This is a genomic window from Pseudomonas protegens (genome assembly GCF_013407925.2).
Taxonomy (GTDB): Bacteria; Pseudomonadota; Gammaproteobacteria; order Pseudomonadales; family Pseudomonadaceae; genus Aquipseudomonas; species Aquipseudomonas fluorescens_AP.
This window is the reverse complement of the sequence record NZ_CP060201.1, coordinates 364852-382904: the sequence shown is the minus strand read 5'-3', so window position 1 is coordinate 382904 and position 18053 is coordinate 364852. Positions and strand designations below refer to the sequence as shown.

The window sequence follows — 18053 nt, the reverse complement described above, 5'->3', positions numbered from 1 at the left end:
GGAGTCGGCCCATGACAGCCCCAGCCCAACCCTCACCCAGTGCCCACCTCATCCGCAGCGATGCCGAGGCCATCCGTGTCGCCCGGGACCTGGCCCAGCGCTTTGCCGTGGAGGCCGCGGTGCGCGACCGCGAACGGCGCCTGCCACGGGCCGAGCTGGACCAGTTCTCCGCCAGCGGCCTGTGGGGCATCACCATTCCCCGGGCCTACGGTGGTGCCGGGGTGTCCTACGTGACCCTGACCGAGGTGATCAAGCTCATCTCTGTCGCCGATCCGTCCCTGGGCCAGTTGCCGCAGAACCACCTCGGGGTGGTGGACATCCTGCTGCAGACCGCCAGCGAAGAGCAGAAGCAGTACTACTTCGCCAAGGTGTTGCAGGGCTACCGCTTCGGCAACGCGTTTTCCGAGGCTGGCAGCAAACACGTCGGCGCCTTTGAAACCCGGATCCGTTTCGACGGCGACCGGGCGCAGATCGACGGCGAGAAGTTCTACTGCACCGGCGCCTTGTTCGCCCACATCGTGCCGACCGTGGCGGTGGACGAGCACAATCAGGCGCAAATCGCCTTTATCGAGCGCGACACCCCCGGCCTCACGGTGATCGACAGCTGGGACGGCTTCGGCCAGCGCACCACCGCCAGCGGCGGGGTCAGCCTCAAGGCGGTACAGGTGCCGCGCAGCGCGGTGATCCCGGCCCACCGGGCCTTCGACCAACCCACCGCCGACGGCCCGATCTCGCAGATCATCCAGGCCGCGGTGGACACCGGCATCGCCGTCGCCGCCCTGGAAGACGCCAAGCACCATGCCCGGCAATCGCGGCCGTGGATCGACAGCGGCCTGGATCACGGCTGGCAGGACCCGTTCACCATCGCCGCCATCGGCGACCTGGAATGGCGGGTGCACGGCACCGAGGCGATCCTGGTCAAGGCCGCCGAAGCGGTCGACCAGGCCCTGGCCAGCCCCAGCGAAGACAGCGTCGCCCAGGCCTCCCTGGTGGTGGCCCAGGCCAAGGTGCTGTCGGCGGAGAGTGCCTTGCTCGCCGCCAGCAAGCTGTTCGAACTGGCCGGCACCCGCTCGGTGTCGGCCAGGTACAACCTCGACCGCCACTGGCGCAATGCCCGCACCCACACCCTGCACGATCCGGCCCGCTGGAAATACCACCTGATCGGCAACTACCTGCTCAACGGCGTCAAGCCGCCCCGTCACGCCTGGAACTGAAAGGACATCGCCATGAATGCATTGACCCAACCCGACAGCCCCCAGGCCGCCCTGGCCGCCAACGGCGAGCAACTGCAACGGGCCCGCGACCTGTTGCAGCGGACCCTGGAGTTCGTTCGCCAGCACGCCCGGCCCTGGTCCGGCAGCGGCCTGAGCAAGGCCAGCGACGATCCGTATGTCATCAGCCGCTTCGGCGATCTGCAGATCCGCATTGAGGTGGCCGCGGCCCTGCACGAGCGGGCCCGGCAGAACCTGCAACAGGACCAGGACCCGGCCGAAGTCGCCGTCGCCCTGGCCGAGGCGGCGATCGCCGTCGGCGAAGCCCTGCTGGCGACGGGCAACGCCGAGTTCGAACTCACCGGCCAGCGCAGCCCGCAGCCACAGTCTCTGCATGACCCGCTGCGCTGGAAGTATCAATCGGTCGGCAACTACCGCCTCAACGGCGTGCCACCCCAAGGTTTCAGGAGTGCTGTGTGATGTCCCGTGAAATCCGCCTCAATGCCTTCGACATGAACTGCGTCGGCCACCAGTCGCCGGGGCTCTGGGCCCACCCCCGGGACCGCTCCTGGCAGTACAAGGACCTGGAGTACTGGACCGACCTGGCGAAAATTCTTGAAAAGGGCAAGTTCGACGGACTGTTCATCGCCGATGTGCTGGGCATCTACGACGTCTACAACGGTAATGGCGAGGCGGCGATCCGCCAGGCGGCCCAGGTGCCGGTCAACGACCCGCTGCAACTGATTCCGCCCATGGCCCTGGTTACCGAGCACCTGGGCTTTGGCCTCACCGCCTCGCTGTCGTTCGAGCATCCGTACCCCTTTGCCCGGCGCCTATCCACCCTGGATCACCTGACGAAGGGCCGCGCCGGCTGGAACATCGTCACCTCCTACCTGGAGAGCGGAGCGAAGAACCTCGGCCAGCAGGCGCAGACCGAACACGACGCCCGTTACGACTACGCCGAGGAGTACCTGGAGGTCTGCTACAAGCTCTGGGAAGGCAGCTGGGAAGACGGCGCGATCCTGCGTGACCGCGAGCGGCGGATCTTCAGCGACCCGAGCAAGATCCACGAGATCCGCCATGTCGGCAAACACTTCCAGGTGCCGGGCATTCACCTGTGCGAGCCGTCGCCACAACGCACCCCGGTGCTGTACCAGGCCGGGGCGTCCAGCCGCGGCAAGCAGTTCGCCGCCGAACAGGCCGAATGCGTATTCGTCGCTGCGCCGTCCAAGGTGCTGCTGAAGAAAACCGTGGCCGACATCCGCCGCCGAGCGGCCGAGGCCGGGCGCGATCCCTCGAAGATTCTGATCTTCAACCTGCAGACGGTGATCCTCGGCGAGACCGACGCCCAGGCCAAGGCCAAGTTCGAAGAGTACAAATCCTGGGTCAGCTATGAAGGCGCCATGGCGCTGATTTCCGGGTGGACCGGCATCGACTTCAGCCGCTTCAAGCCCGACGAGCCCCTCAAGCATGTGCACACCAACGCCATCCAGTCGGCGGTGGAAGCCTTCTCCACCGCAGACCCGAACAAGGTCTGGACCCCTCACGAACTGGCCGACTGGGTGGGGATCGGCGGCTTTGGCCCGTTGTTCGTCGGCAGCCCGGAAACCGTGGCCGACCTGCTCCAGGAGTGGGTCGAGGAGACCGATGTCGACGGCTTCAACCTGGCCTACGCCCTGACCCACGAAACCTTTATCGACGCGGTTGAGCTTTTGGTCCCGGAGCTGCAGAAACGCGGGGTGTACAAGACCGATTACGCCCCCGGCACCCTGCGGGACAAGCTCTTCGGCACCGGCCCGCGCCTGCCCGAAAGCCACCCGGGCAACGCCTGGCGCAACCTGGGCGAGCAACACCAAGCACCCGCGCAACGCGCCCGCGCCTGACCCAACCCCTGTAGGAGCTGGCTCGCCAGCGAAAGGGCCCGCAACACAGGCGCCGGATTCAGCAACGCCTTCGCCGGCAAGCCGGCTCCTACCAGGAAAGCACCCAATTCCGGTAGGCGCAGGTTTGCCAGCCAAGAGGCCCGCACGACCTGCGTCCCAGGGCCAGCCCCGTTTATTTCCAGCCAGCGGACCACCGCACGCGTTTGCCAAGAGGTCAATTCATGAGCGTGCATCAACTCAGGCGTCCGCCCAGCGCGGATGCGTTAGCCCCCAAGGACCGGTTGCAGTTGAGCGGGGCCCTGGAGCAGTTGCGTCATTGGGCTCAGGTCAGCCCCTTGCACAGCGCTTTGCGCCACAAGCGTCACGGCCATTGGTACGCCTGGCGCTGGATTGATGCGCGGCGCGATGTCGAGCGCCTGGCCGACGGCCTGCGCCAGCAGGGCTTGAACGCCGATTCACGGCTGGCGGTCAGCGGCCTGTTCGAGCCGGACCTGCTCCTGCTGGCCCTGGCCGCCCACAGCATCGGCGCCGAGGTACTGAGCCTGGACCCCGCGCTGGCGCCGGACGCGTTGCGCCAGAGCCTGTGGCGCCTGCGGCCGAGCCACGCCTTTGTGCATTCCCGCCAGCAGGTGCTGGATTGGCTCGCCGCCGGTGAAAGCGCGCTGGCCCCAGAGCTGTTGATTGTCGGGCAAGCCTTGCCGCGCCTGCCCGAAGGCGCGCATCAGCCCTTGTTGGCGTTCAGCCAGTTGCTGGGCCGTGGCGAACCACCCCGGCGCCAGGCCTATTGGCGAACGCCGGTCAGCACAGGCCAGTTGTGGAGCGAGGAGGGCACGCAGTGGCAAGGCGGCCTGACGGTGCTGCTGGAGCAGTGGCTGGGCAGCGGCCAGTGCCTGGCCTTTGCCGAAAGCCGTGGCTCGGCCAGCCGCGACCGGCGCGAGGTGGCCCCCAGCGGGCTGTTGCTGTCGCCCCAGCGGGCTGTTGCTGTCGCCCCAGCGCCTGCAACAGCTGGCGGACGAAATCGAAAGCCGCCTGGCGCCCCCCGGCACTTGGCGCCGGGGCCTGTGCGAATGGGCCATCGCCCATCCCCACAGGCCGCTGCCGCGGCTGCTCAAGCAGCATGTACGCCGCTTGTTGGGCTTTTCTCGCTTGCAGTTCATCTGGCAAGCCCCGCAGACCACGACCCAACCGGCAACCCCGGCCTGGATCGGCGAATTCACACGGAACATTGCATGAGCCACGCCGAACCCATTCTGCAAGTCAGTGACATCTCTCTGTCGTTCAAGGGGGTCAAGGCCATCAACCGCCTGTCGTTCCAGGTGCGCCGTGGCGAAATCTGCGGGCTGATCGGACCCAACGGCGCCGGCAAGAGCTCGTTGCTCAACCTGCTCAACGGGGTCTATCGCTGCGACAGCGGGGCGATGGTCTTCGACCGCCAGAGCTATTCGCGCATCGACCCGCTGAGCGCCGCCCGCCGTGGCATCGGCCGGACGTTCCAGAACAATGCCCTGTTCAAGAAAATGAGCGTGATCGACAACCTGCTCACCGGCCTGTCGCGGCATTCGCGCACCTACCTGATCGAGCAGGCCCTGGGCTTGCCCCGGGCCCGGCGCGAGGCCGCGAACTTTCGCCAGCTGGCCCAGGGCATCTTGCAGTTTCTCGATTTGCAGGCGCTGCGCGACGTCCCGGTGGGCAACCTGTCCTACGGCCTGCAAAAGCGCGTGGAGCTGGGGCGGGCGCTGATCGCCGGGCCCAGCCTGCTGTTGCTGGACGAACCCCTGGCGGGGATGAACGCCGAGGAAAAACAGGAAATGGCCGGCTTCATCGCCGACATCAATCGCGACCTGGGCACCAGCGTGGTGCTGATCGAGCACGACATGGGGGTGGTCATGGAGCTGTGCGACCACGTGGTGGTCCTCGACTACGGACGCAAGGTGGGTGACGGCACGCCAGCCGAGGTCCAGGCCAATCCCGAGGTGATCGCCGCCTACCTGGGGGTGGTGCACGAATGAGCTTCTTCCTCGAAACCCTGCTCGGCGGCCTGCTGGCCGGCACCCTGTACTCCCTGGTGGCCATCGGCTTCGTACTGATCTACAAGGCCAGCGGCGTGTTCAACTTCGCCCAGGGCGCGATGCTGCTGTTCGCCGCCCTGACCTTCGTCAGCCTGCAGGAGCAGGGCCTGCCCTTTGCCCTGGCGCTGCTGCTGACGGTGCTGGTGATGATCATCGGCGCCTGGCTGATCGAGCGCCTGGTGCTGCGGCCCCTGGTCAACCGCTCGCAGATCACCCTGTTCATGGCCACCCTGGGCCTGTCGTTCATCATCGAGGGCCTGGCCCAGGGACTGATGGGTTCCCAGGTGCGCGCCCTGGACCTGGGGATCGATGATGTGCCGCTGTTTCTCGGGCCGCTGATGCTCAGCCAGTTCGACCTGATCGCTGCCGCGACCGCCCTGGTGCTGGTGACGGTGCTGGCGCTGCTGTTCAACAAGACCCGCATCGGCATCTCGCTGCGGGCGGTGGCCGACGACACCACGGCGGCGCTGTCCATCGGCATCAACCTCAACCGCATCTGGCAGATCGTCTGGGCCGTGGCCGGGGTGGTGGGGCTGGTGGCCGGGCTGCTCTGGGGCGCGCGCCAGGGGGTGCAGTTTTCCTTGTCGCTGGTGGTGCTCAAGGCGCTGCCGGTGCTGATCATCGGCGGCTTCACCTCCATCGGCGGGGCAATTGCCGGGGGCCTGATCGTCGGCGCCGCGGAGAACCTGGCGGAGGTCTACATCGGCCCGCTGATCGGCGGTGGCATCAGCCCCTGGTTCGCCTATGTCCTGGCCCTGGCCTTCCTCTACATCCGTCCCGCCGGCCTGTTCGGCGAGCGGGCCATCGAGCGAGTGTGAATTGATGTCCATTCCCCTGACACAGGAAACGGCGCCGCTGCTGTTGATCCGCCGCCGTCTGCCCTGGGGCCTGATCGGCCTGTTGCTGCTGGCCTTTGGCGTGGTGCCGTTGGTTGGCAACGACTATTGGCTCAACGCCATTCTGATTCCCTTCCTGGTGCTGTCCCTGGCCGGGCTCGGGCTCAACCTGCTGACCGGCTACACCGGGCAGACCTCGGTGGGCGCCGCCGGCTTCATGGCGGTCGGGGCGTTTGCCACCTACGGTTTTCTGCTGCGCCTGCCGGAGCTGGGGCTGCCCCTGGCCCTGCTAGGCGGCGGCCTGATCAGCGCCATGGTGGGCTGGGTGTTCGGCTTGCCCAGCTCGCGGATCAAGGGCTTCTACCTGATGGTCAGCACCCTGGCGGCGCAGTTCTTTCTGGAGTGGCTGTTCGTCAAGTTTCCCTGGTTCTACAACTACGGCTCCTCGGGGACCATTTCCGCGCCGCGCCTGGAGCTGTTCGGCCATGATCTCAATCACCCCCTGGGTCGCTACCTGCTGACCCTGGTGACGGTGCTGCTGCTGACCCGGGTGGCGCAGAACCTGGTGCACAGCCAGATCGGCCGCAACTGGATGGCGATCCGCGACATGGACACCGCGGCCGCAGTGATCGGCATCCCGGTGGCCCGCTACAAGCGCCAGGCCTTTGCCGTCAGCTCGTTCTACCTGGGCATCGCCGGGGCGCTGTGGGCCTTTGCCTACCTGGGCACCGCCAGCGCCGGCAGCTTCGATATCAACCGTTCGTTCCAGATCCTCTTCATCATCATTATCGGTGGCATGGGCAGCATCGCCGGCAACTTCGTCGGCGCGGCCTTCATCAGCCTGCTGCCGATCTTCCTCAGTCATGCCGGGCAGTGGCTGCTGGGCGGGGCGGTGGACGCCGGGCAGTTGCAGAACCTGCAGAAAATCATCTTTGGCGTGCTGATCATCCTGTTCCTGATCAAGGAGCCCGAGGGCCTGATCCGCCTGCTGAGCAACCTGCGCGAACGCCTGCGGCACTGGCCGCTGCGCTTCTGAATTCCACCCAAGACCTAGAGAGACAACATGCGTGCATCCTTGAAAGCTTCCCTGGCCGCTGCGGCGTTGCTGCTGTCGACGGCCCTGACACCGCAGGCCCAGGCCGCTCCGGACCAGCAGTTCTTCCCCCTGGCCACCTACCGGGTCGGCGCCTACGCCTCCAGCGGCGTGCAGGTCTGGGCCGGGATGATCGACTACCTGAACTACATCAATCAGGTCGAGGGCGGGATCAACGGGGTCAAGCTGGTGTGGCAGGAATGCGAGACCGAGTGGACCGCGGAGAAGGGCATCGAGTGCTACGAGCGCTTCAAGAAGGGCCTGGACGGCGCGCCGGTGGCGGTCTATCAGCCCAACGGCGCACCGGCGGCCTATGCCTTGAGCGAGCGCGCCGAGGTCGACAAGATCCCGCTCATTACCCTGGGCTACGGTCGCACCGAAGCCACCGATGGCACGGTGTTCCCCTACAACTTTCCGGTGATGCTGACCTTCTACAGCGAGGCCTCGACCCTGGTGAACTACATCGCCCAGCGCGAGGGCGGCTTCGACAAGCTCAAGGGCAAGAAGATCGCCACGCTCTATCACGACTCCGCCTATGGCCGGGAAACCCTCGGGCCGCTGAAGCTGCTGGCGGAAAAATACGGCTTCGAGAACATCCAGATTCCGGTGGCCGACCCGGGCAACGAGCAATCGGCGCAATGGCGGCAGATCCGCCAGCAGAATCCGGACTGGGTGTTCCTGCGTACCTGGGGCGTGTCGACCCCGGTGGCGGTGAAGACCGCGGCGCGCTTCGGCTTCCCGGTGGACCACATCATCGGCGACATCTGGGCCAGCTCCAGCGAGGACGTGCTGCCGGCCGGGGTCGCGGCCAAGGGCTACCTGGCGCTGACCCCGTACCCGGCAGGCAGCGACTTCGAGATCCACAAGCGCCTGAAGCAGTACATCCTCGATACCGGCAAGAGCGACCTCAAGGACCTGAAGAACTTCGGCAGCGTGTACTACAACTCCGGGCTGGTGAACGCCGCAGTGGCGGTGGAGGCGATCCGTACCGCCCAGGGCAAGTTCGGCCAGCGCCCGCTCAATGGTGAAGAGGGGCGCTGGGGCCTGGAGCACCTGAATATCGACGACGCCCGGCTCAAGGCCATGGGCTACCTGGGGCTGATGCAGAACCTCAAGCTGTCGTGCCGCGATCACGAAGGCGGCGGCGCGGCCCGGGTGCAGCAATGGGACGGGGCCAACTGGACCCTGATCAGCGACTGGATCGCCGCCGACCGCGCGCTGTTGCGGCCGCTGATCGACGACAAGGCCGCGGCCTTCGCCAAGGAAAAGCAACTGACGCCGCGTACCTGCAACGGGGATGACTGAAGCATGAGCCACAGCGCCACGGCCAGCGCGGCCGAGCACCTGCTGCAGGTGCAGGACATCGAGGTGATCTACGACGGCGCCATCCTCGGGGTGGCCGGGGTGTCCCTGGACGTGCCCCAGGGGGCGATCGTCGCCTTGCTGGGGGCCAATGGCGCCGGCAAGAGCACCACCCTCAAGGCCATCTCCGGCCTGGGCCGCGCCGAGCGGGCCCAGCTGGGGCGCGGCAGCATCCGCTTCGCCGGGCAGGACCTGGCCGGGGTCGACCCCAGCCGGCGGGTGCGCCAGGGCATGGTGCACGTGCTGGAGGGGCGGCATGTGTTCGGCCAGCTGACCGTGGAGGACAACCTGCGCAGCGGCGGCTTTGTCCGCGGGCTGGGGCGCCGGCAGCTGGCCGAGGACCTGGAGCGCATCTACCACTGGTTTCCGCGGCTGCTGAGCAAGCGCAAGGTGCGTGCCGGACTGACCTCGGGCGGCGAGCAGCAGATGCTGGCCATCGGCCGGGCGTTGATGACCCATCCTACTTTGGTACTGCTGGACGAACCTTCCATGGGCTTGGCGCCTATCATCGTCCAGGAGATTTTTCAGATCGTCGCCCAGCTCAATCGCGAGGCGGGGGTCAGTTTTCTGATCGCCGAACAAAGCATTAATCTGGCGCTCAAGTACGCGTCCCACGCCTGCCTGCTGGACACCGGGCGGGTGGCCCTGTCCGGCACCGCCGAGCAGTTGCTGGCCCGGGGCGATCTGCAGGATTTCTACCTGGGCAAACATTGACCGCGAGCACGCCATGAGCCAGAGCCACACCCCACAGGCCACCCCGGCCCACCCTGATGCGGACATTCTGATTGTCGGCGGCGGCCTCAGCGGCGCCTTGCTGGCCGCGCAATTGCTGCGCCGGCCGGGGCGGCGACGGATCCTGGTGATCGAGCCACGCCGCGAACTGGGGCGGGGCGAGGCCTACAGCGCCGTGGAGCTGGGCCACACCCTGAACGGCAACGCGGCGCGCATGAGCGTCGACCCGGACAACGCCGACGACCTGACCCAATGGCTGACCCGGCACATTGCCGAGGGCGGCTGGCCCGAGTCGGACCGCCAGCATGTGCCGGTCAGCGAACTGTTTCCGCCCCGCGGGCTGTTTGGCGTCTATGTCCAGCAGCGGCTGGCCGAGGCGCAAGCCCAGGGCCGGGGGCAGGGTTCCTCGCTGAGCCATGTGCAGGGCGAAGCGGTGGACCTGGAAACCGGCCCTGACGGCGTGCTCCTGACCCTGGCTGATGGCCGGCAACTGCGCGGCGCGCGGGCGGTGCTGGCCACCGGCATGTTCCCGGCGGCGCGCACGCCGCAGACTCGCTCCAGCGGCCTCAACGCCGCCGCGCTGGACCCTTGGGACGTGGCCGCCATGGCCCGCCTCGATCCCGGGGCGACGGTGCTGATCATCGGCTCCGGGCTGACCATGGTGGACGCCGTGGTGTCCCTGGAGCAGGCCGGGCATCGCGGGCCGATCGAAGTGTTCTCCCGGCATGGGCTGCTGCCGCACGTGCGGCGCCAGCCGCCGGCCTGGGCGGATTTTCTCGCCGCCGACCTGAGCCTGCGCAGCCCCCGACAGTTGTTCCGGGCGCTGCGCCAGCAATGCCGCGTGGCCGAGGCTCAGGGCATCGACTGGCAGGCGCCGCTGGACACGGTGCGGGCCCATATCGGGCGCTTGTGGAGCCAGGCCAGCGAGGTGCAGAAACGCCAGTTCGTGCGTCATGTGCGGCCCTGGTGGGAGAGCCATCACCATCGCTCGCCGCCCTTGAGCGCGGAACTGGTGGCGCGCCTGCAAGAGCAAGGCCGGTTGCGGGTGCATGCCGCTTGCTACCAGGGGCTGGAGCCGGGCGCCGACGGCCGGCTGACGATCCGCCTGCGCTATCGCGGCAGCCAGGACAGCGTGCCCGTGGCGGGCGATGCCCTGATCAACTCCAGCGGCATCGAATACGACTGGCGCCGGGTGGCGCGGCCCTTGCCGCAGCAACTGCTGGCCCGCGGCCTAGTCAGCCCCGGGCCTCTGGCCCTGGGCATCAGCGCCACGGCGGAGGGTGCCGTGCACGATGCCTGTGGCCAGGCCTCCGAGCGCCTGTTCGCCATGGGCCCGCCGTTGCGCGGCCTGTGGTGGGAAAGCACCGCCGTCACCGACGTCGCCCTGCAAGCCAAGGCCCTGGCCGCGCGCCTGGCGAGATTGCTGTAGCCGCTGCCGCAGCGTTCTTGAGGCCGCTGCGGGTTTGGCGGGCGATCGTCAAGCAAGGTCCTGCGGACCTTTGCGCAGCTTCGCCGTGGCTCAGCAGCGGCTACATCCAGTGCCGGTCGGGGGTTGTGTAGCCGCTGCCGCAGGCTGCGAACGGCCCGCAGGGACGCAGGGTTCTTGAGGCCGCTGCGGGTTCGGCGGGCGATTGCCAGGCAAGGTCCTGCGGACCTTTGCGCAGCTTCGCCGTGGCTCAGCAGCGGCTACATCCAGTGCCGGTCGGGTTTGTGTAGCCGCTGCCGCAGGCTGCGAACGGCCCGCTAGGGACGCAGGGTTCTTGAGGCCGCTGCGGGTTCGGCGGGCGATCGCCAGGCAAGGTCCTGCGGACCTTTGCGCAGCTTCGCGGGCTCAGCAGCGGCTACATGAGGGGGACCCAGCGCTGTTCCTCGGCGGCAGTGCGGATCGCTGCCGCCAGGCGTTCCACTTCCCAGGCTTCGTGGAAATCCGTGCCATCGCGACCCTGGCCGCACAGGGCCATGATCAATTCGTGAACCTCCAGGGTCTTGAGTTCGTTGTAGCCCAGTTGATGCCCGGGGGCCGGGCTGAAGGCGGCGTAGCCGGGCAGCTCGGGTCCGGCCAGCAGGCGTTGGAAGCCTTTCTGCCCGACCCGGTACAGACGCAGTTCGTTGAGCCGTTCCTGGTCGAAGGCCAGGGTGCCGAGGGTGCCGCTGATCTCGAAGCTCAGGTGGTTCTTGTAGCCGTGCTTGATCCAGCTGCTGCTCAGGCTGCCCCGGGCGCCATTGGCGAAACGCAACAAGGCGTGGGCCTGGTCGTCCACGGCAATGTGGCGCCGTTCCTGGCTGCCGGCGTGGGTCGGTCGTTGCGGATGCACCGTCTGCACGTCGGCGCACACCGCCTGCACCGGCCCCATGAGAAAGCGCGCCATGGCCAGCAGGTGGCTGCCCAGGTCGGCCAGGGCGCCGCCAGCGTGCTGCGGGTCGCAACGCCAGGACCAGGGTGAATCCGGGTCGGCCATGAAGTCTTCGCTGAACTCGCCCTGGAAGCTCACCAGCTGCCCCAGCTGACCCTGGCCGATCAGCTGCCGGGCGAGGACGATCATCGGGTTGTGCTGGTAGTTGTAGCCGACCCGGGTCACCACCCCGGCGGCCTGGGCCGCGTGGTGCATCTGTCGGGCCTCGTCGACGCTGACCGCCAGGGGTTTTTCGCAGTACACCGCCTTGCCCGCCGCCAATGCCGCCATGGCCATGGGGAAGTGCAGATGGTTGGGGGTGGTGATGGCCACCAGATTGACCCGGGGATCGGCGATCAGGTCTTGCCAGTCGCGGTGGGCCCGGGCAAAGCCCCAGGCCCCGGCGCAGTGTTCGGCGCGCTGCGCATCGGCATCGGCCAGGGCCGCCAGGTGCAGGCGCACCGGCAATTCGAACACCGCGCCGACGCTGCGAAACGCCAGGGCGTGCGCCCGGCCCATGAAACCGGTGCCGATCAGGCCAATGCCAAGTTCGTCCATAACCGCTCCTGCAGAATTATTGTTCTAGGGAAGCTCTGTTATGGAATAAATATTCGTTAATTGCAATTGGTGGAACTAAAATTTTGATACGGCCTTGTAGGAGCCGGCTTGCCGGCGAAAGGGCACGTGAGGGTTACGCCGGGCTCAAGGCCCTCTTCGCTGGCCAGCCAGCTGCTACGGGAAATGAAAAAGGCAGCCCGGGGGCTGCCTTTTTTGTGCTGCAAGCGGGCCTCAGGAGAGGAAGCCGCCGTCCACGTTCAGCGCAATGCCCGTGGTGTAGCTGGAGGCGTCGCTGGCCAGGTACAGCACCGCGCCGGCCATTTCGCTGGGGTCGGCCACGCGCTTGAGGGGGATCTGTGCCAGGGCGGTCTTGAGGATGGCGTCGTTCTTCACCAGGGCCGAGGCGAACTTGGTGTCGGTCAGGCCCGGCAGCAGGGCGTTGCAGCGGATGCCGAACGGCGCGCATTCCTTGGCGAAGACCTTGGTCATGTTGATCACCGCGGCCTTGGTCACCGAGTAGATGCCCTGGAAGACCCCAGGCGACACGCCGTTGATCGAGGCCACGTTGATGATGCTGCCGCCGCCGTTGTCGCGCATCAGCTTGCCGGCTTCCACCGACATGAAGAAGTAGCCGCGGATGTTGACGTCGACGGTCTTCTGGAAGGCCCCCAGGTCAGTGTCCAGCACGTTGCAGAACTGCGGGTTGGTGGCGGCGTTGTTGACCAGGATGTCCAGGCGCCCGAACTGTTCACGGATGGTGGCGAAGACCTGGCTGATCTGCTCCATTTCACCGATGTGGCAGGCCATCGCCGTGGCCTTGCCACCGTCGGCGATGATCGCGTCGGCCACGTGCTGGCAGCCGTCGAGCTTGCGGCTCGACACGATCACATGGGCCCCTTGCTGGGCCAGGAGCTTGGCAATGGCCTCGCCGATACCGCGGCTGGCGCCGGAAACGAAAGCGATCTTGCCGTCGAGGTCGAACAACTGAGTCTTGGACATGGTTTTTCCTTGCGGGGCTGTCGGGCGCCGGGGGCGCGGTCAGAGGCTGGATTTTTCGATGACCTGCAGGCTCATCTGCTCCAGCAGTTTGTTCATCTGAATGAACTGCGCGAAGCGTTTGTCCTGGGTCTGGCCGTGGTAGAAGCGGTAGTAGATCTGCTGCACGATGCCGGCCAGGCGGAACAGGCCGTAGGTGTAGTAGAAGTCGAAATTGCCGATCTGGATGCCGGCGCGTTCGGCGTAGTAATCGACGAATTCCTGGCGAGTCAGCATGCCCGGCGCGTTGCTCGGCTGGCGCCGCATCAGTTGCACCGGCGCCGGGTCGGCGGCCTCGATCCAGTACGCCAGGCTGTTGCCCAGGTCCATCAGCGGATCGCCCAGGGTGGTCAGTTCCCAGTCCAGCACGCCGATGATCTGCATCGGGTTGTGGGGGTCGAGGATCACGTTGTCGAAGCGGTAGTCGTTGTGCACGATGCTCGAGGTCGGGTGGTCGGCGGGCATCTTGTCGTTGAGCCAGGCCTTCACCCTGTCCCAGTGCGGTGCATCCGGGGTCAGGGCCTTTTCGTAGCGCTCGCTCCAGCCTTTGATCTGGCGCTGCACATAGCCTTCGGGGCGGCCCAGGTCGCCGAGGCCGCAGGCGTTGTAGTCGACCCGGTGCAGTTCCACTAGACGGTCGATGAAGCTCTTGCACAGGGCCTCGGTCTGGCTGGCGTCCAGGCCCAGCTCCGGCGGCAGGTCCGAGCGCAGGATGATGCCCTTGACCCGTTCCATGACGTAGAACTCGGCACCGATCAGCGACTCGTCGGTGCAGTGCACGTAGGCCTTGGGGCAGTAGGGGAAACCGTCCCTGAGCTGGTTGAGAATGCGGAACTCGCGGCCCATGTCGTGGGCCGACTTGGCCTTGTGACCGAAGGGCGGGCGCCGCAGGACGAATTCCTGGTCAGGGTATTCCAGCAGGTAAGTGAGGTTCGAAGCCCCGCCCGGGAACTGGCTGATCCGCGGCGTGCCGGACAGGCCCGGAATGTGCGCCTTGAGGTACGGATCGATCAGGTTGGCGTCAAGTTCCTCGCCGGAGCGAGTACGGGTGGACTGGTCTGTAAGCGCCATGCTTATCCCTTCTGCTTATTCTGGAGGCCAGAGATTATTGACTAATCTAATGCGCCTAGCGGCTCCCCACAATCGCGGCGAGCCTTTATAGGTGCGCGTGTTGCTGGGCAATCATTGCTTTTGATACAAGCGTTTGAATTTAGCCCCGTGTGTCTACAACTCGGTGAGACCAAGCCCCCGTAGGCGCCGGCTCGCCGGCGAAGAGGGCGTCATGACCGGCGCTGGCTTTCGCTGGCCAGCCAGCTCCTGCACAAGCCAGCTCCTATACAAGCCATGCAGGCCGGAGGTTGTCCGCCTCACGAGCATAGGCGTTGGCTCGGGGATGGGTCAGTTCGGTGCCGGCAGGTGAAGTGGGGTCAGCAGGGGCCGGCCCTCGAAGTGGGCCAGCAGGTTCTGGCCGACCATGTCCACGGTGTCGCGGCTGGCCTGGGGCGAAAGGCCGGCGACGTGAGGGGTCAGCACCACATTGTCCAGGCCCTTGAAACCGTCCGGTACTTGCGGCTCGTCATCGAACACGTCCAGGGCCGCGCCGGCGATCCGCCGCTGTTTCAGCGCCTGCAGCAGGGCGTTGGTGTCCACCACGCTGGCACGAGCGATGTTCACCAGGAAACCTTCGGCGCCAAGGGCTTCCAATACCGGCTGGTCCACCAGATGCCGGGTCTCGGCGCCGCCGGGGGTGGCGATCACCAGGACGTCCGAGTCCCGGGCCAGCTCCAGCAGGCTCGGGCAGAAGCGGTAGGGCTGGTCCGGCCGGGGCTGGCGGCTGTGATAACTCACGGTCATGTCGAACCCCAGGGCACAGCGGCGGGCGATGGCCTGGCCCACGGCGCCCAGCCCGAGGATGCCCAGGCGCATGCCGGCCACGGAAGGGCGCAGGACCTTTGGCCATTGCCCCTGGCGCACGGCGGCATCGGACTGGGGAATGCCCCGGACCAGAGACAGCAACAGGGCCAGGGCATGATCGGCCACCGACGAGGCGTTGACCCCGGCGCCATTGGTCACGGCAATCCCGCGGTTGCTCGCCGCTTGCAGGTCCACCTGCTCATAGCCGGCACCGATCACGCAGATGATCTGCAGCCGGGGCAGGGCGTCGATTTCCGCCGCAGTCAGCCCCAGTGGGCCTCGGGTCAGCACGGCGTCGATCTGCCCGGCGTGGTCCTGGATGGCCCGGGCCCGTTCGGCGGCGGTGGGCGCCAGGATCAGATGAAAGCCCTGCTGTTCGAGCAGCGGCAGGTAGGCGTTGACGTTTTCAACCAGGACCAGGACGGTGGCACGCATCAAGGGGCTCCTTGGGAATGAATGAACGGCGCTGGGGAGGGTGCGGCACGGCCGCGGACGACGGTCCGTTGGCATGCGCAGACCGTGGCGAGGGCTCAAGGGTGGGGGGCGGAGGGGATTTTGGCAATCCTGGCCGGCACTGTTCCCGGGGCGTAACGCGCGATTCGGCGTCCCCGGGGCAGTGGCGGGCCGGCTTGAATCAGAAGGTCACATCAGGGGTCTTGATCAGCCGCACGAAGGGGCCGTTCAAGGTGGCGTTATGGTGGGCGATGATTTTTTTCGCTCCCAGCACGGGCGTGTCCATGCAGGTGTGGGCGTCTTCCACCAGCAGCGCGGCAAAGCCCAGGTCGCAGGCGGCGCGGCAAGTGGCGTCGACGCAGTACTGGGTCTTCATGCCGACGATCACCAGTTCCTTGACCTGGGCTTCCTGCAGGCGCTCGGCCAGCCCGGTGCCGACAAAGCAGCTGGGGCGGGTCTTGTCCAGCACGCAGTCCAGTTCTTCATCCACTTCCAGGGTCGGCAGCAGTTGCCAGAGCGGGCTGCCGGCGGCAATCGGCGAATCGGCGGGGCCGGTATGGCGCACGGCGAAGATCGGCGCCCCGGCCTGGCGGGCGCGGCGGATCAGCTGATTGATGTTTTCCAGGGTCTGTTCGCGCTTGTAGGGCTTGTCCGGTCCGTTGAACAGGCCAACCTGCATGTCGATGACCAGCAGGGCACGCTTGGGGTTGGATAAAGGCATCTTGTCTCTCCTTGTAGTGCCAGCTGGACGGAGAAACAAAAGGCCCCGTCCATTGCTGGCGGGGCCTTGGTTTTACTGTGCTTGCCTTACCCTGCACAGCCACCACACGACCCGCCGGAAGCAGTCGTGGTGGTAGAGGCAGGGTTGAGCGCGTAGATATTCATGGGGTCCGATCATGCCGTCTGTCCGTGAGCCCTGTCAACGCAACCCCGCGGACGCCGGTTTGCTGGCGAACGGACTCATCGGGCGGGCCTCGCCGCTGTGGATGCGAGCGCTGGCAGGCCAGCGCCTGCGGCGAGCGGGTCGGGGCGCGAGAGGGCCGGGCCAGCCGCTTCGCCGGCCAACAAAAAAATGCCTGCTGCGCATAAACCGTTCCTCAGCTGAGTCTATGCAGCGCCCGCGGAATCCCGGACAATCGCGCCCCCTCTATTTCGGCCGGGGTTCTGTCTGTCGGGTACTCCGACGCGCTCCGGTCGAATGGCAAACGACCGGAATGTGGAGATCCCACCGGATGAATGATCAGGCCAACAGCGTTGATCAACGCTTTGAAACGGCGGCCCCAGCGACCCTGAGCAGCTGGAACCGCCAAGACACCACCTGGATGCTGGGCCTGTTTGGCACCGCCATCGGTGCCGGTACCCTGTTTCTGCCCATCAATGCCGGCCTCGGCGGCTTCTGGCCGCTGTTGATCCTGGCGCTGCTGGCGTTCCCCATGACCTTCTTTGCCCACCGCGGCCTGACCCGCTTCGTGCTGTCCGGGCGTGATGGTGCCGACATCACCGAGGTGGTGGAAGAGCACTTCGGGATCAAGGCCGGTGCCCTGATCACCTTGCTGTACTTCTTTGCCATCTTCCCGATCCTGCTGATCTACAGCGTGGCCCTGACCAATACCGTCGGCAGCTTCATGCAGCACCAGCTGCACATCGCGCCGCCGCCGCGGGCGATCCTGTCCCTGGTGCTGATCCTCGGCCTGCTGGCTGTGGTGCGCTGTGGCGAGCAGGTGATCGTCAAGGCCATGAGCCTGATGGTCTACCCGTTCATCGTCGCCCTGGCGTTCCTCGCGGTGTTCCTGATTCCCCACTGGAACGGCGGCATCCTCGCCACCGCCAGTGACGTGCCGGCGCCTTCGGCCTTCCTGCACACCCTGTGGCTGGCGATCCCGGTCATGGTGTTCTCGTTCAACCATTCGCCGATCATCTCGGCCTTTGCCGTGGACCAGAAGCGCCGCTACGGCCTGCACGCCGAAGAGCGCAGCTCGCAGATCCTGTCCCGTGCCCACCTGCTGATGGTGGCCATGGTGCTGTTCTTCGTCTTCAGCTGCGTGCTGACCCTGTCGCCGGCACAACTGGCGGAAGCCAAGGCGCAGAACCTGTCGATCCTGTCCTACCTGGCCAACCACTTCAGCAACCCGACCATCGCCTTTGCCGCGCCGCTGATTGCCTTCGTGGCCATTGCCAAGTCGTTCCTGGGCCACTACATCGGTGCCAGCGAAGGCCTCAAGGGGCTGATCGTCAAGAGCGGCCGGCGTCCCGGGGCCAAGGCCCTGGACCGCGTGACTGCGGCGTTCATGCTGGTGATCTGCTGGGCGGTGGCGACCCTCAACCCGAGCATCTTGGGGATGATCGAAACCCTCGGCGGTCCGGTCATCGCGGCGATCCTGTTCCTGATGCCGATGTACGCCATCCGCAAGGTGCCGGCCATGGCCCGCTATCGCGGCCAGGCCTCCAACGTGTTCGTGACCCTGGTAGGCCTGGTGGCGATTACCGCCCTGGTGTACTCGCTGGCCTCTTGAG

At 66.6% G+C, this 18053-nt stretch carries 15 protein-coding genes and 1 pseudogene; 11 read left to right on the top strand and 5 right to left on the bottom strand.

Features of this window, described 5'->3' with window-relative positions; all coding sequences use genetic code 11:
• Positions 1-11 precede the first annotated feature (11 nt).
• The 10 genes and pseudogenes from GGI48_RS01710 to GGI48_RS01665 all read left to right on the top strand — a co-directional run bounded on the left by GGI48_RS01710 (position 12) and on the right by GGI48_RS01665 (position 10615).
• Positions 12-1214 carry an SfnB family sulfur acquisition oxidoreductase gene (locus GGI48_RS01710; protein ID WP_179596584.1) on the top strand — a complete coding sequence of 401 codons (1203 nt, stop codon included), beginning with the start codon at positions 12-14 and terminating at the stop codon, positions 1212-1214.
• A 12-nt stretch (positions 1215-1226) separates the two neighbouring features.
• Positions 1227-1691 carry an acyl-CoA dehydrogenase gene (locus GGI48_RS01705; RefSeq protein WP_179596582.1) on the top strand — a complete coding sequence of 155 codons (465 nt, stop codon included), beginning with the start codon at positions 1227-1229 and terminating at the stop codon, positions 1689-1691.
• On the top strand, positions 1691-3094 hold the full coding sequence (locus GGI48_RS01700; RefSeq protein WP_179596580.1) for an LLM class flavin-dependent oxidoreductase: 1404 nt from the start codon (positions 1691-1693) through the stop codon (positions 3092-3094). The genes GGI48_RS01705 and GGI48_RS01700 overlap by 1 nt, the downstream gene beginning before the upstream one ends.
• Positions 3095-3315: 221 nt before the next feature.
• A pseudogene (locus GGI48_RS01695) lies at positions 3316-4327 on the top strand (AMP-binding protein).
• Complete coding sequence (locus tag GGI48_RS01690; RefSeq protein ID WP_103742218.1) at positions 4324-5103, top strand: ABC transporter ATP-binding protein; 780 nt, start codon at positions 4324-4326, stop codon at positions 5101-5103. Before GGI48_RS01695 ends, GGI48_RS01690 begins: the two are co-directional and overlap by 4 nt.
• On the top strand, positions 5100-5981 hold the full coding sequence (locus GGI48_RS01685; RefSeq protein WP_016962845.1) for a branched-chain amino acid ABC transporter permease: 882 nt from the start codon (positions 5100-5102) through the stop codon (positions 5979-5981). Before GGI48_RS01690 ends, GGI48_RS01685 begins: the two co-directional genes overlap by 4 nt.
• Before the next feature lie 4 nt (positions 5982-5985).
• Positions 5986-7035: a branched-chain amino acid ABC transporter permease gene (locus GGI48_RS01680; RefSeq protein WP_179596578.1), complete on the top strand. Its 1050-nt coding sequence runs from the start codon at positions 5986-5988 to the stop codon at positions 7033-7035.
• A gap of 27 nt (positions 7036-7062) precedes the next feature.
• Positions 7063-8397: an ABC transporter substrate-binding protein gene (locus GGI48_RS01675; RefSeq protein ID WP_103742219.1), complete on the top strand. Its 1335-nt coding sequence runs from the start codon at positions 7063-7065 to the stop codon at positions 8395-8397.
• Positions 8398-8400: 3 nt separating this feature from the next.
• Entirely contained in the window at positions 8401-9168 is a 768-nt protein-coding gene (locus GGI48_RS01670; protein WP_047303971.1) for an ABC transporter ATP-binding protein, read from the top strand.
• A gap of 13 nt (positions 9169-9181) precedes the next feature.
• Positions 9182-10615 carry an FAD/NAD(P)-binding protein gene (locus GGI48_RS01665; protein ID WP_179596576.1) on the top strand — a complete coding sequence of 478 codons (1434 nt, stop codon included), beginning with the start codon at positions 9182-9184 and terminating at the stop codon, positions 10613-10615.
• Between the two features lie 412 nt (positions 10616-11027).
• On the opposite strand, the gene GGI48_RS01660 is transcribed toward GGI48_RS01665, so the two are convergent.
• The 5 genes from GGI48_RS01660 to GGI48_RS01640 form a co-directional block, all read right to left on the bottom strand.
• Positions 11028-12137, bottom strand: a complete 1110-nt coding sequence (locus GGI48_RS01660; protein ID WP_179596574.1) for a Gfo/Idh/MocA family protein — start codon at positions 12135-12137, stop codon at positions 11028-11030.
• Positions 12138-12368: 231 nt separating this feature from the next.
• Positions 12369-13136, bottom strand: coding sequence for an SDR family oxidoreductase (locus tag GGI48_RS01655; RefSeq protein WP_016962841.1), 768 nt, complete (start codon positions 13134-13136; stop codon positions 12369-12371).
• Positions 13137-13175: 39 nt separating this feature from the next.
• Positions 13176-14243 carry a phosphotransferase family protein gene (locus GGI48_RS01650; RefSeq protein ID WP_179596572.1) on the bottom strand — a complete coding sequence of 356 codons (1068 nt, stop codon included), beginning with the start codon at positions 14241-14243 and terminating at the stop codon, positions 13176-13178.
• A gap of 327 nt (positions 14244-14570) precedes the next feature.
• The gene (locus GGI48_RS01645; protein WP_179596570.1) at positions 14571-15521 is read right to left on the bottom strand and encodes a 2-hydroxyacid dehydrogenase; all 951 of its coding nucleotides are present in this window, start codon (positions 15519-15521) and stop codon (positions 14571-14573) included.
• A 199-nt stretch (positions 15522-15720) separates the two neighbouring features.
• A complete protein-coding gene (locus GGI48_RS01640) occupies positions 15721-16260 on the bottom strand; it encodes a cysteine hydrolase family protein (protein ID WP_179596568.1) in 540 nt (179 codons plus the stop codon).
• 511 nt (positions 16261-16771) lie between these two features.
• On the opposite strand from GGI48_RS01640, the gene GGI48_RS01635 reads away from it, so the two are divergent.
• A complete protein-coding gene (locus GGI48_RS01635) occupies positions 16772-18052 on the top strand; it encodes a serine/threonine transporter (RefSeq protein WP_179596566.1) in 1281 nt (426 codons plus the stop codon).
• Position 18053 lies beyond the last annotated feature (1 nt).

Bases quoted from the DNA above. Each gene is read 5' to 3' on its own strand.
- GGI48_RS01645 (WP_179596570.1), bottom strand. From the start codon at position 15,521: ATGCGTGCCACCGTCCTGGTCCTGGTTGAAAACGTCAACGCCTACCTG.
- GGI48_RS01675 (WP_103742219.1), top strand. From the start codon at position 7,063: ATGCGTGCATCCTTGAAAGCTTCCCTGGCCGCTGCGGCGTTGCTGCTG.
- GGI48_RS01635 (WP_179596566.1), top strand. From the start codon at position 16,772: ATGAATGATCAGGCCAACAGCGTTGATCAACGCTTTGAAACGGCGGCC.
- GGI48_RS01655 (WP_016962841.1), bottom strand. From the start codon at position 13,136: ATGTCCAAGACTCAGTTGTTCGACCTCGACGGCAAGATCGCTTTCGTT.
- GGI48_RS01650 (WP_179596572.1), bottom strand. From the start codon at position 14,243: ATGGCGCTTACAGACCAGTCCACCCGTACTCGCTCCGGCGAGGAACTT.
- GGI48_RS01665 (WP_179596576.1), top strand. From the start codon at position 9,182: ATGAGCCAGAGCCACACCCCACAGGCCACCCCGGCCCACCCTGATGCG.
- GGI48_RS01700 (WP_179596580.1), top strand. From the start codon at position 1,691: ATGTCCCGTGAAATCCGCCTCAATGCCTTCGACATGAACTGCGTCGGC.
- GGI48_RS01680 (WP_179596578.1), top strand. From the start codon at position 5,986: ATGTCCATTCCCCTGACACAGGAAACGGCGCCGCTGCTGTTGATCCGC.
- GGI48_RS01705 (WP_179596582.1), top strand. From the start codon at position 1,227: ATGAATGCATTGACCCAACCCGACAGCCCCCAGGCCGCCCTGGCCGCC.
- GGI48_RS01710 (WP_179596584.1), top strand. From the start codon at position 12: ATGACAGCCCCAGCCCAACCCTCACCCAGTGCCCACCTCATCCGCAGC.
- GGI48_RS01660 (WP_179596574.1), bottom strand. From the start codon at position 12,137: ATGGACGAACTTGGCATTGGCCTGATCGGCACCGGTTTCATGGGCCGG.
- GGI48_RS01690 (WP_103742218.1), top strand. From the start codon at position 4,324: ATGAGCCACGCCGAACCCATTCTGCAAGTCAGTGACATCTCTCTGTCG.
- GGI48_RS01640 (WP_179596568.1), bottom strand. From the start codon at position 16,260: ATGCCTTTATCCAACCCCAAGCGTGCCCTGCTGGTCATCGACATGCAG.
- GGI48_RS01670 (WP_047303971.1), top strand. From the start codon at position 8,401: ATGAGCCACAGCGCCACGGCCAGCGCGGCCGAGCACCTGCTGCAGGTG.
- GGI48_RS01685 (WP_016962845.1), top strand. From the start codon at position 5,100: ATGAGCTTCTTCCTCGAAACCCTGCTCGGCGGCCTGCTGGCCGGCACC.